Below are 12173 nucleotides of genomic sequence, written 5' to 3' on the forward strand. Positions count from 1 at the left end.
CCGGGGCTGAAGCCGACGGCGCCGCCGGGGCCGGGATCAGGACCAGTGCCACGATCGGGGCCCGGGCTGAAGCCGGCATCGACGCCGAAGTCGGGACCGGCGCGGGGGCCGCGAGCAAGGCTCGAGCACAGGCCAGGATCGGGACTGAAGCGCAGGCCAGGGCCGAGGCCGGGAGCGAGGCTCAAGCGCAGACCGGCGACGAGGCCGATGCGCCGGCCGTGATCGAGGCAGACGCGCGGGCCGGAGCCGGGGCCGAGAGGCGGAGTGGGGGCGGGACCCGGAGAGGGTGGCTGAGGCGGCCGGGGACGGCGGTGGTGCTGGGGGCGGGTTCGTCACTGGCCGGGATCATGTTGACCGGGGCGGCGGCCTGGCTGCTGGTTCGGGCGTCGTCGTTGCCGCCGGTGCTCAGCCTGTCGGCGGCGGTGGTGCTGGTACGGGGAAGCGCCGTCGCCCGGCCTCTCCTCCGGTACCTGGAGCGGCTGGTGGCGCACGATGTCGCGTTCGCACGGCTGGGGCGGCGGCGGGCCCGTGTCTACGCCGACCTGATCCCGCACGTGCCCGGGCCGCGCCTGCACCGGCGGGGTGATCTTCTCACCCGTCTCGTCGACGATGTGGACGCACGGGTCGACGGGCTGCTCCGAGGCCGGCTGCCGACCGTCGCCGCGGCTGTCACGGCGGGAACCTGTCTGGCCGCGGTGGCGTGGTTCGTTCCGGCGGTCGCGGTTCCGCTGGCGTTCGGGCTGCTGGTCACCGGTGTGCTGGCTCCGGCGGTCGCCGCGTGGCAGGCCGATCGGCAGGAGGCGGCCACGGGTACGGCCCGGGCCGAACTCCGGGACGCCATGGTGGAGACCGTCGACGGGGTCGAGGAGCTGGCCGGCGGCGGTGGCCGTCCGGGCGTACCCCAGCGGAGAAGCCGCACCCTCGCCGACCTGGAGGCGCGGGCGGCGCGGGCGGCCGGACTCGCCGCGGCGATCGCCCACGTGGGCTGGGGCGTGGCCGTGGCCGGTGTCGCCGTGATATTGGCGGGTGGGGCGCTGTCCGCGGAATGGAGCGCGGTGGCACTGCTCGGCACGGTCGTCCTCGGCGAGGCGGTCGTCGCCCTGCCGGAAGCCGCGATCGCCCGCCGCCGGGCCGCCGGCGCGGAACGCCGGGTCGCCACGCTCACCGCCGCCGACGAGCACGATCCCGCGGTCGCCACGGACAGGGCCGCCGCCATCGACAAGGGCGCATCTGCTGGCGACAGGGACGCGACCGTCGTCGGCGGGGACGCCGAGATGAACAGGAACCCGTACACCGGCACCCGGACGGTGGCGGAAGAAGAAGAGCGGACGGAACCGAGGGCGGGAGAGAAGGAGCGAACCGGTTGGGGGGCGGACGGGACAGAGGGAACCGGTTCGGGGGCGGCGCCGGTCGGCCGGCGGTCCCGACGGGCCGGAGACGGCCCTGACGAGCAGCCGTGCCGGGTTCACGGCGATCCGGGCGGGCTCGCCGGCGTGCGGGTCAGTGGGCTCGTGGCCGACTGGGGTCCCGGGCGGGGCGCGGTGCTGGACGGGCTCGATCTGCGGCTTCCGGCAGGGTCACGGACGGCCGTCGTGGGGCGATCCGGTTGCGGGAAGTCGACGCTGGCGGCCGTGCTGGCGGGGCTGCTGGAACCGCGGGCCGGAACCGTCCGCTCCGGTGGGAGGACGGTGCTCGTCGGGGATGAGACGGGGCATGTGTTCGCGTCGACCGTACGGGAGAATCTGCGTCTCGCCGCGCCGACCGCAAGCGATGATCGGCTTCTCGCGGTGTTGCGGCGGGTCGGGCTGGGTGGGCTGGCGCTGGACACGTGGCTGGGCACCGGCGGCAGCACGATCTCAGGGGGGCAGCGGCGACGGCTCGCGACGGCGCGGGCGCTGCTGGCCGAGCCGGATCTGCTGATCCTGGACGAGCCGACGGAGGGTCTCGACGAGGCGGGCGCCACGGAGCTGATGGCGGATCTGCTGGACGCGGCCTCCGGTCGTACCGTGCTGGTTCTCGCTCATCGCCGGGAGGGTCTCGACCTGGTGGACCGGACGCTCGTCCTGGACGGTGGCACGCTGCACGAGCACGGCGGAAGCTGAGGCGGGATCGGGCCGGCTGGTGCTACATGTCCGATTGGACTGATCGGTCCGTTAAAGTGGCTTTCATGGCACGGACGCCCGCTCCCGGAACCCGGGACACGATCCTGACCGCCGCCGCCGGGCTCTTCTACGAGTACGGCGTCCGCGCCGTCGGCATGGCGCAGGTGGTCGAGGCGGCGGGCTGCGGCAAGAACCTGCTGTACAAGCATTTTCCCAGCAAAGCGGAGCTGGCGGCGGCATATCTCACTCTCGTCCGCCGGGAACGGGAGCGGGCCGCCGCCGAAGCCCTCCGCTGGTCGGTGGATCCGGCCGATCGGCTGATCGCCATGGTGAACGAGATCGCCGACATGGTCCGCCGCCCCGGCTACCGGGGTTGCGCCTTCCGTAACTATCTGACCGAGTTCCCCGGCGAGTCCGACGAGCCGGCCCGGGTCGCGCAGACCTTTCTGGCCGACAGCCGCGCCCAGCTGGATCGCCTGGTCACCGGCATCGGCGGGGACGAACTGCTCGCCGACCGGATCTGGTTGATCGTCAACGGCCTGCACTCGGCCCCGCCCACCCAGGCGCAGGTGGCCGTCGACTGGGTCACCGAACTGGTGCACGCCGCCGCACCCGCCTGACCGGCGCCTACATCCCGGCCAGGGCAGGCGGACGCGAGCACCGCCGCACAGAGCCCGGCTACCGCGGCGAGGAACCACGGGGGTACGGCAACCGGCCAGGGTATTCCGGGACCCGTTCTCCCGCATGCATTGCGACCGTCGCGGGGGTAGATGCGGCCGGATGCGGGAAGCCGGCACCGGGGTAGATTCGGCCGGATGAGGGAAGCCGTCGTCCCCTACGACTGCGCCGACTGCGGCCACGACGCCACCGCGGCGTTCGGCGAGCTTCTCCTCCACGGCCGTCTCCACTGGTCGCTGTCTCACGCCTGCGCCGCCGGCCCGATCGAGGCGTGCGGCCGGGACGAGTCCCCCACCGGCCTGCGCCAGGCCCTCCTCGACCAGTGCGGCACCTACCACCTGCGCCTGCTGTCCGGCGATCACGTCCGGGTGATGAAGGTCCTCCGCGACCGCGGCACCTCGCTGCGGGACATCCCGGCCGCCGTCGCGGCACTGCGGGACCCCGGGCTGCCGGGCACCGAGGCCGAACTGCGCCTGCTGGCCACCCACCTCGCCGCGATCGGTGCGACCGTGCGGTTGGAGCGGCCCGGCTGATCGGGATCGGGCTCGTCGGCGGCGTTGCTGCGCGCGGTGGAGGAGCCGGGCCTGCGGAGTCGCGGATGATCGTCGAGCGCCGGGACGGCGGCGATCTTCTTTCCGTACGGCTACCGGCCCATCGACCAACTCGTAACGTGGTGGACCCACAGTCTTCGATATGACATCATCGTTGTCATGTCAGAGCGAGGCACGATGCTGTACGAACTCTTGCGCCACGTCCGCCCACTGGTGCTGAACTCGGCCCGGGTCGTCGAGGCGTCCCTGCGCGGCGACGGCCTGAGCGTGGGCATGCGGGCGGTCCTGGAGATGCTCGCCGAGCGGGGCCCGATGACCGTCCCCGACATCGCCGACCGCCTGGACCTGGCCCGCCAGGGCATTCAGCGGCACGTCAACGATCTGACCGTCCTGGGCCTCGTCGAGTCCCGCCCGAACCCCGCCCACCGCCGATCCGTCCTGATCGTCACCACCGGCACGGGCGACGCCGTGTTCACCCGGATCCGCAGCGGCGAACTCGCCCGTCTCGGCGCCATGGCCTCCGAACACAGCGACGAGGAGATCGCCACCGCCGTACGGGTCCTGGCCGCGCTGAACCGCGACGTCCGCCATCACGCCGCCGCCCTCCGCGAAGCCGGCGAACCACGCGGCGCCACCGAGCCGCACACGGCCACCGATGCCCGCCCCACAGCCGGACGCGAGGCCACCGAGCCCCGCGGCACCGCCGCACGCGGGACCGCCGATCCCCGCGGGACCGCTCGACACGGGACCGCCGATCCGCGCGGGACTGCCGACACTCGCGGGACCGCCGCACGCGGGACCGCCGCTTCGCGGGGAGCTGCCGGATGACCGAGATCTACCGGCTGACCAGCGAGAACCGGCTGATGATCGCCGACTTCATGGAGGGACTCGACGACGCTGCCTGGCAGACGCCGACCCTGTGCGACGGCTGGACGGTCCAGCACATGGCGGCCCACTTCGTCCAGCCGATGCTTGTCGGGTTCGGCCGGTTCTTCCTGGCCGCGCTGCGCTACCGCGGCGACACCGACCGCACCGTCGACCACTTCACCCGCCGGCTCGCCCGCCACCCCCGCACCGAGTTGATCGCCCTGCTCCGGCAGCACGCGGACGACCGCGTCGATCCGCCCCGGGTCGGCCCGATGGGCCCGTTCGCCGAGACGTGCGTGCATCTGCGCGACATCGCCCGCCCGCTCGGCTCTCCCGCCGACGTGCCGTCCGAGCACTGGCGCATCCTGCTGGACTACCTGGTCTCGCCCGCGGCCGCCCCGGCGCTGGCCCCGCCCGGCCGCCTCGACGGCCTGCGCCTGACCGCCACCGACGCCGACTGGTCCACCGGCGACGGCGCGCTGATCACCGGCCCGGCCGAGGCCCTGGGCATGGCCGCCACCGGCCGCGCCGCCGCTCTCCCCGACCTGTCCGGCCCCGGCCTCCCTCTTCTCACCGCCCGCCTCTGCACGGCTCAGGCTGATCACGGGAGAACTCGCCCCCTGAACTGAACAGGGTGGAGTCCGGCCGACCGGACGGCGCGAAGGCCTGGCGGCTCGCGATCGCCGGGCTGCGCGGGGGTCCTCGACCCGCCGTAGGAGGAACGGACTGCCCGACAACCCCGGGTCGGCTCGCCCGGCGTTTTCGGTTCAGCGGGGCTGGCCGGGGATTCCTACGCTGGCGGCATGCAGTTCACGGAGATGAGCGTCACTGGATTCCGGACGTCGGTGACCGTCTTCCGGCGGGGTGCCGCCGGGCTGCGGTGGGTTCTGATTCCGACGATCCATCTGGGGCACGCGGACTACTACTGGGCGATCTGGCAGCGGCTGCGGTCCTGTCAGGCGGTGATCGCCGAGACGTGGGACGGGCCCAGCTCGACCGGGTTGCTGTATGCGCGGGCGCTGCGCCTGGCCCGGCAGCGGGCCGGCCGGGACCTGGTGAATCAGGACATCGACTACGGCTCGCTGGGCGTGCCGGTGATCTTCCCGGACGCCTATCTGGCGCCGGACGCCGGCCCGGATCGGCGGATGTCCGACGAGGAGCGGGTCAGCGTGGCCGTGCTGACGCCGCTGATGGCGCTGCACATGGCGCTGACCGGGGACGGCGACTGGCTGGGCGGCACGAACCTGGAGGTCACCGACAGCACCGTGTACGAGCGGGACGAGGAGACGATCAAGCGGGACGAGTTGCTGCTCGGGGTGATCCGGGAGATCGACGGCGAGTTCGCGGGCGAGGACATGGAGGTGGCGATCGTCTTCGGGGCGGCGCACATGCCGATCGTGGTGCGGGAGCTGGCGGGCCGGATGGGTTACCGGGTGATGCCGGGGGCGCGGTGGCTGACCGCCATCGACTTCGACGAGCCGCGATACATGGGCAGGCCACCGTTGGACGGCTGGATGGACTGGTGAGGCCGGCTCAGCGGAACTCGCGCAGGTCCAGGGCGTAGAGCAGCCGGTCGTAGCGGGCGTCGCCGACGGCGACGAAGTTCTCCAGCCGGCCGTACTGGTGGAAGCCGACCTTCTTGTAGAGGGCGGCGGCGGCGCTGTTGTCGCCGCGCAGGTCCAGGGTGAGCACTTCGACGCGGTGGCGCAGCGCGGCGGCGATCAGGGTGGAGAGCAGGGTCCGGCCCAGGCCGCGGCCCTGTGCGGCCGGGTCGACGGCGAGTCTCTCCAGGTCGGCGTGCGGCCGGTGGGTGGGCCGCTGGTGCCGCCGCCAGTAGCCGAACCCGGCCACCCGCTCCTCGCCGCCGGCGCCGAACCGCACGGCGACGGCCATCGCCGCGTCCCCGGCCGGGATCCCGGCGGTGATCGTGACGAGCAGATCCCGGATCTCCGGCACCTCGGGCGGTTGCAGCCAGCCCAGGGCGGCCCCGTCGGCGACCAGTTCGCGCGTCAGCGAGGCGATCCCGAGGATCTCTTGTTCGCCCGGCCCGCCGGAGCCGGTCAGCCGGACCTCCCAGTCACCCATCCGCCCAGTCAAGCAGAGTCGTCGGTGAGCAGGTCGATGACGGCCTCTTCGGAGGCGGCGGGCGCCGGCGGTTCGATCACCTCCCCTTCGGCGTAGGACTCGAGGACGCGGGGGTCGACGTACGATTTCCGCGCCACCGTCGGGGTGTTGCCGAGCAGATCCGCGACTTCCCGCATGGCGTGCGCGACGGCCTTGCGGCGTTTCGTCTCGGTCGGCTGCGGCCCGGCCTCGGCGAGGGATTCGGCGGCTTTCACGGTGCCGTGCCAGGTACGGAAGTCCTTCGCGGTCATCTGCTCGCCGCTGATCTCCCGCAGATAGTCGTTGACGGTTCCGGCCCGGATCTCCTGCCACCGGTGCCGGGTCGCGTCCCAGTACGCGAACAGCCGCTCCTCGCCGCGCCGCCGCCGTTTCAGGTCGCGCAGCACCGCGCACACCTCCCCGTCGCCGACGGTCGCCGCGTGCTCGACCCCGGACTTGCCGCGGAACTCCAGCAGCACACATCCACCGCGGGAACGCACGTGGGCGGGCCGCAGCGTGGACAGGCCGAACGTCGGATCCTCCTCGCGGGCCGCCGACTCCTCCCCGCCGACCCGGAACATGCCCATGTCGAGCAGCGCGACGATCGCGGCGAGGACCCGTTCCCGGTGGAGACCGCGGCCGGTCAGGTCGGCGTGGATCCGGTCGCGGACGGCCGGCAGATGTTCGCCGACCTCGAGGGCGTGGTCGAACTTGGCGCGGTCCTGCTGTTCACGCCACGCCCGGTGGTAGAGGTACTGCTTGCGCCCGGCCGCGTCGATCCCGGTGGCCTGGATGTGGCCGCGCGGGTCCGGCGAGATCCACACGTCCCGCCAGGCGGGCGGGATGATCAGGTCCTTGACCCGCTGGATCTCGTCGTCGTCGTGCAGCGGCTCGCCGTCCACGCCGAGATAGCTGAATCCTTTTCCGGCCGGGCGCCGGGAGTAGCCGGCCTTGCGCAGGTCAGTGCGCCGCAGCCGCATGGTGCACCCGTTCGGCCGCCGCCAGGACCTCGTCCTCCCCGATGGCGAGGAGGGCGGGATGGACCGGGCCCGGCAGGTCCCCCCGCTCGCTGCTGGTCCCGTGCCAGAGCGCGTGATGGTACGGACGGTCCGCGGGCGGTCCCCACCGCGCGGGGGAGACCGGCCCGAACAGGACGACCGACGGCGTGCGGTAGGCCGTGGCGAGGTGGGCGATGCCGGTGTCGCCGCTGATCACCAGCCGTGCCCCGGCCACCAGGGCCGCCAGTTCCGCCAGGCCGGTGCGCGGGACGTCGTCCGCGGTCAGGCCGGCGAGTTCGGCCACCCGTACCGCCAGATCCCGCTCGGCGGCGGAACCGGTGATCAGCACGCGGTGGCCGGCCGACCGCAACCGTCGTGCGACGGCCGCGTAGCGGTCCGGAGGCCAGCGCCGGGCCGGGGACTTCGCACCCGGATGGATGATCGTCACCCCCTGCGGCACGTCCACGTCCGGGATCCCCAGATCGAGATCTTCTTCCGAGCACGGTACGCCGTAGTAGCGCACCAGCCGGCACCATCGCCGCACCTCGTGCTCGTCGTCGTGCCAGCCGGGACCGTCGTGATGGCCGGCCGGCGCGCTGGCGAACCCCCACAGCGCGCCCGGCCGCAGCGCCTGCAGCCGCCGATGCGACTCCGGGCCGGAACCGTGCAGGTTGACCGCGAGCCGCGGCATCGCCGGCGCCGTGTCCAGGGGTTCCAGTTCGGACGCCGGAACGATCCGGTCGATACCGCCGATCGCCGTGATCAGCGGGGTGAGCCAGGTGGGGGCGGCCAGGCTCAGCGTCTCGCCGGGGAAGGCGGCGCGGAGCCCGCGCAGGGCGGGCGCCGCGGTCGCCAGGTCTCCCACGCCGAGCGCGCGCAGGACGAGGATCACGGGTACGACGTCTCCGTCTCCGCAGCCACGACGATCTCGCGGACCGCGCAACCGGCCGGCTGGCCGAGCGCGAAGACGACAGCGGCCGCCACGTTCGCCGGGTCGTTGAGGATCGCGTCCGGGCCCGGCTTGTACCGGTCCTCGCGCTCGTCGAAGAACTTGGTACGCATCCCGCCGGGGATCAGCAGGGTGACGTTGACCTGGCCGGCGAGTTCGGCGGCCAGGGCGCGGGTGAATCCGACGACACCGAACTTGGCGGCGCAGTAGGCGGTCGCGTCCGAGACGGCCTTGATGCCGAGCGTCGACGAGATGGTGACGACCCCGCCGTGGGTCTGCTTGAGCGCGGGGATCGCGGCCCGGATCACGGCGGCGGTGGCGAGCAGGTCGACGGCGACGATCCGGTCCCAGGTCTCGCCGGGGATGTCGGCGAGCGCGCCGGGTACGTCCATGCCGGCGGCGGTGACCACGCCGTCGATGCTGCCGCCGGCCCGTTCGATCAGCTCAGCGGTGGCTCGTTCGGCGGCACGGGTGTCGGCCAGGTCGCATTCGATCCAGTCGACACCCTCCCGGGGGGCCTGGCGGTCGATGACGTACGGGCGGCCGCCGGCCTTGATGACGGCGTCTACGACGGCGGCGCCCAGGCCGCTCGATCCGCCGGTGACGATGACAGCGTCCATACAGCTACCTCCTGCGTGCTTGCGCGATGGTTTTCGTGGTGGAACGACCGTCCAGGTACGGCACGATCACGGTCTGGCCGCCCCAGCGTTCGACGACCTCGGCCTCGGGCAGCTCCGGGCCGCCGTCGGCGTAGTCGCCGCCCTTGACCCAGACATCCGGCCGCAGCCAGGTCAACACCGGCACCGGGGTCGGCTCGTCGAACACGACGACGGCGTCGACGCAGTCCAGGGCGGCGAGCAGGCGGGCCCGGTCGTCCTCCCGGGTCAGCGGCCGGCCCTCACCCTTGAGGCGGCGTACCGAGTCGTCGCTGTTGAGGCAGACGATCAGGCAGTCGCCGAGCGATCGGGCGGCGCGCAGGGTGGCGAGGTGCCCGGTGTGCAGCAGGTCGAAACAGCCGCCGGTGGCGACGACGGTGCCACCGCGGGCCTTCACCTCGGCGGCGAGGCGGCCGGCGTCGTCGGCCCCGATCCGCTCGAGGGCGACATCCGGCGTCCCGTCCAGCTCTCGCCCGGTCGGTGGGGAGACGTCGACGTTTCCGGCGACGTAGGCGCTGGCCGCGGCGACCGCGGCCTGGACCGCCTCGGACGTCAGCGCGCCCTCGGCCAGCGCGAGGGCCGCCGCCGTGGCGAACGCGTCCCCGGCGCCGCAGGTGTCCCCACCGGAAGCCGCGGGAACGGGGACGACCAGCGGCGTCGGGCTCCCCTGGCACAGCACCGCGCCGTCGGCGCCGCGGGTGACCACGACCGCCCCGGCCTGCCACCGCTGCCGCAGCGCATGCCCGGCCCGCTGCGCCGTGGCGAGCCCCGGCCCGTGCCCGGCATCGCCGGAGAGCCGCCGCGCCTCGGCCTCGTTCGGCGTCACCAGGCGAACGTTCGGCACCGGCGCGGGCCCCTTCGGATGCGGATCCCACACCACCGGCGCCTTCGACTCCTCGATCGCGGCCCGCAGCGCCGGATGCCCCGCCACTCCCCTGCCGTAATCGCTGACCAGGATCGCGCCGGCCTCGCGCAGCACGGCCAGAACGGTGTCCGGCGCGTCCCCGGGCGGCTGCGGCGCGCCACCCCGGTCCAGGCGCAGCAGCACCTGGCCGCCGGCCCGCATCCGGATCTTCTCCGGTGTGGACCCGGGCAGCGGCAGCGCGTACACCTCGACGCCCGCAGCCGTGAGCAGCTCGCTCAACCGCGCCCCGGCGGCATCCGCGGCCAGCGCGGTGACCAGCGCGACCCGATGTCCCTGCCCCGCGGCGAGCAGAGCCGCGAGGCCCGCTCCACCCGGCCGTTCGTGCGTGGTCTCCTCGTCCAGGACGGGCGCCGGGGCGTCCGGGGCGATCCGGCTCACCGTCCCGAACACGTCCCGGTCCAGCAGCGTGTCGCCGACGATCACGAGCCTCATACGTTGGCCATCTCCTCGATCTCGCCGTGGTCCAGGTCGAAAGGGTGATCACGGTCCGCCAGCGCCGGCCGGCCGATGAACGCCGGCAGGTAGCGGTCCACGTACTCGCACATCAGGTGCACCGAGACCAGGTGCAGCTCCTGGACGACCTGGCTGTCCGGGGACGGGCAGCACAGCGCCTCGTCGCAGATCTCGGCGAGCGGGTTGGGCCGTTCGCCGACCATCGCCCAGGTCCGCACCCCGATCTCGTTGGCGGCGCGGGCCGCGGCGATCAGGTTGGGGCTGCGGCCGCTGGTGGACATCACGATCAGCACGTCGTCGCGGCGGCCGTGCGCGCGGACCTGCCGGGCGAACACCTCGTCGAAGCCGTAGTCGTTGCCGATCGCGGTGATCGCCGACGAGTCCGGAGTGAGCGCGATCGCGGACAGCGGCATCCGGTCGTCGCGCAGTTTGCCGACCAGTTCGGCGGCCAGGTGCTGGGCCTCGGCCGCGCTGCCGCCGTTGCCGGCGACCAGCAGGCGGCCGCCGCCGGCCAGGTGCCGGGCGAGGTACATGCCCCAGCGGGCCAATCGCCCGGCCTGTGCGCGGTACGGCAGAAGTGCCTGGATGAGGCCGGTAAGGTGAGCATCGACGGGGCTCACGTCGGTACCGCGTTCGGTGGCGTCGCGGTCAGCCGGGACGGCGGTCATGCGGCGACCTCCAGGTCGGCGACGGTGGAGTAGACGGCGGTGAGGCGTTCGGCGATCCGCGGCCAGGAGTAGGAGGCGGTGGCTCGGTCGGCGGCCGCGGCGGCGTACGAGAACCGGCGCACCTCGTCACCCAGCAGCCGCCGCAACGCGGTCGCCAGGGCGCGGGGGTCGCGGGGTGGCACCAGGTCGCCGGTGACGCCGTCGACGACGGTGTCGGTGAGCCCGCCGACCTCGGTGGCGACCACCGGCACGCCGCATGCCATCGCTTCCAGGGGAGTGAGCCCGAACGGCTCGTACCAGGGGGCGGCCGCGAGGATGTCCGCCGACCGGTACCAGGCCGGCATCTCGTGCGCGGGCACCGCACCGGCCAGGGTGATCCGGTCGTCGACCCGGCAATGGCGGGCCAGGGCCAGAAGCTTCTGGGCGTACGGGTCGGCGCCGAGTTCCGCCGCGGGCGGCCCGCCGACGACCACCAGCTCGGCGCCGGGAACCGCGGCCATCGCCCGGATGGTGTCCTCGACGCCCTTGCGCTCGACGAGCCGGGCCACGGTGAGGATCCGGGCGAGCCCGTCGCGCCGGGGCACCGCCGGCCCGCGTTCGCTGAACCGTTCGGTGTTCACCCCGGACGGCACGAGCGCCATCCGGCTGCGCGGCACCCCCATCCGCAGCAGTTCGCCGATCTCGTCGCGGCACTGCACGATCACCCGGTCGACGGCCTGCGCGAGGTGGCATTCGAAGGCGATCCGGCGGGGCGGGCTGGTGTCGGCCCGGCCCTGGTGGCGGCGCTTGACCGTGCCGAGCGCGTGGAACGTCTGCACGACCGGGACCCCGCACGCCCGGCCGGCGTCGAGGGCGGCCAGGCCGCTCATCCAGAAGTGGGCGTGCGCCACGTGCGGCATCCACTCGCCGCGCCAGTCCGCGGCCATCCATTCGCCGAACGCGCCCATGTACGGCAGCAGTTCGTCCTTCGGCAGCGCGGTGGCCGGGCCCGCGGGCACGTGCACCACGTCGACCCGTTCGCCCATCGGCACCACGGTCGGCAGGTCCGGGTTGTCGCGCCGGGTGTAGACGCGCACCTCGTGGCCCTGTCCGGCGAGCGCGGCGGCGAGTTCGGCGACGTGCGAGTTCTGCCCGCCGGCGTCGACGCCGCCGAGCGCGGCGAGCGGACTGGCGTGTTCGGAGATCATCGCGATCCGCAGGGGCGCTCCGCCCCCGGTCGTCGT

At 73.7% G+C, this 12173-nt stretch carries 13 protein-coding genes; 6 read left to right on the plus strand and 7 right to left on the minus strand.

Features of this window, described 5'->3' with window-relative positions; translation table 11 throughout:
* The first annotated feature begins 314 nt into the window (after nt 1-314).
* From Aut01nite_RS34820 to Aut01nite_RS34845, 6 genes are all read left to right on the plus strand, one after another.
* Entirely contained in the window at nt 315-2102 is a 1788-nt protein-coding gene (locus Aut01nite_RS34820) for an amino acid ABC transporter ATP-binding/permease protein (protein WP_307837544.1), read from the plus strand.
* Nucleotides 2103-2167: 65 nt separating this feature from the next.
* The gene (locus tag Aut01nite_RS34825; RefSeq protein WP_052164416.1) at nt 2168-2722 is read left to right on the plus strand and encodes a TetR/AcrR family transcriptional regulator; all 555 of its coding nucleotides are present in this window, start codon (nt 2168-2170) and stop codon (nt 2720-2722) included.
* Nucleotides 2723-2917: 195 nt separating this feature from the next.
* A complete protein-coding gene (locus tag Aut01nite_RS34830; RefSeq protein WP_043531451.1) occupies nt 2918-3313 on the plus strand; it encodes a hypothetical protein in 396 nt (131 codons plus the stop codon).
* Between the two features lie 177 nt (nt 3314-3490).
* Nucleotides 3491-4159, plus strand: coding sequence for a MarR family winged helix-turn-helix transcriptional regulator (locus Aut01nite_RS34835; RefSeq protein WP_083999848.1), 669 nt, complete (start codon nt 3491-3493; stop codon nt 4157-4159).
* A complete protein-coding gene (locus tag Aut01nite_RS34840; protein WP_052164417.1) occupies nt 4156-4827 on the plus strand; it encodes a maleylpyruvate isomerase family mycothiol-dependent enzyme in 672 nt (223 codons plus the stop codon). Before Aut01nite_RS34835 ends, Aut01nite_RS34840 begins: the two co-directional genes overlap by 4 nt.
* 174 nt (nt 4828-5001) lie before the next feature.
* Complete coding sequence (locus Aut01nite_RS34845; RefSeq protein WP_043531453.1) at nt 5002-5724, plus strand: hypothetical protein; 723 nt, start codon at nt 5002-5004, stop codon at nt 5722-5724.
* Between the two features lie 7 nt (nt 5725-5731).
* Here Aut01nite_RS34845 and Aut01nite_RS34850 read toward each other — a convergent pair whose 3' ends face one another.
* From Aut01nite_RS34850 to Aut01nite_RS34880, 7 genes are read right to left on the minus strand one after another with little or no spacing between them, the layout of a single operon-like run.
* Nucleotides 5732-6283 (minus strand): GNAT family N-acetyltransferase, encoded by a 552-nt coding sequence (locus Aut01nite_RS34850; RefSeq protein WP_052164418.1) that lies wholly within the window; start codon nt 6281-6283, stop codon nt 5732-5734.
* 8 nt (nt 6284-6291) lie between these two features.
* Nucleotides 6292-7281, minus strand: a complete 990-nt coding sequence (locus Aut01nite_RS34855) for a DNA topoisomerase IB (RefSeq protein ID WP_043531455.1) — start codon at nt 7279-7281, stop codon at nt 6292-6294.
* Entirely contained in the window at nt 7262-8191 is a 930-nt protein-coding gene (locus tag Aut01nite_RS34860) for a glycosyltransferase family 9 protein (RefSeq protein WP_043531458.1), read from the minus strand. Before Aut01nite_RS34860 ends, Aut01nite_RS34855 begins: the two co-directional genes overlap by 20 nt.
* The gene (locus Aut01nite_RS34865; RefSeq protein ID WP_043531460.1) at nt 8188-8868 is read right to left on the minus strand and encodes an SDR family oxidoreductase; all 681 of its coding nucleotides are present in this window, start codon (nt 8866-8868) and stop codon (nt 8188-8190) included. Before Aut01nite_RS34865 ends, Aut01nite_RS34860 begins: the two co-directional genes overlap by 4 nt.
* Before the next feature lie 4 nt (nt 8869-8872).
* Nucleotides 8873-10261, minus strand: coding sequence for a PfkB family carbohydrate kinase (locus Aut01nite_RS34870; RefSeq protein ID WP_043531462.1), 1389 nt, complete (start codon nt 10259-10261; stop codon nt 8873-8875).
* Nucleotides 10258-10950 carry a D-sedoheptulose-7-phosphate isomerase gene (locus Aut01nite_RS34875; protein ID WP_152629043.1) on the minus strand — a complete coding sequence of 231 codons (693 nt, stop codon included), beginning with the start codon at nt 10948-10950 and terminating at the stop codon, nt 10258-10260. The genes Aut01nite_RS34870 and Aut01nite_RS34875 overlap by 4 nt, the downstream gene beginning before the upstream one ends.
* Complete coding sequence (locus tag Aut01nite_RS34880) at nt 10947-12149, minus strand: glycosyltransferase (protein WP_043531535.1); 1203 nt, start codon at nt 12147-12149, stop codon at nt 10947-10949. The genes Aut01nite_RS34875 and Aut01nite_RS34880 overlap by 4 nt, the downstream gene beginning before the upstream one ends.
* Nucleotides 12150-12173 lie beyond the last annotated feature (24 nt).

Origin of the sequence: Actinoplanes utahensis, assembly GCF_016862455.1 — a bacterium.
In the GTDB taxonomy this organism is placed as follows: domain Bacteria; phylum Actinomycetota; class Actinomycetes; order Mycobacteriales; family Micromonosporaceae; genus Actinoplanes; species Actinoplanes utahensis.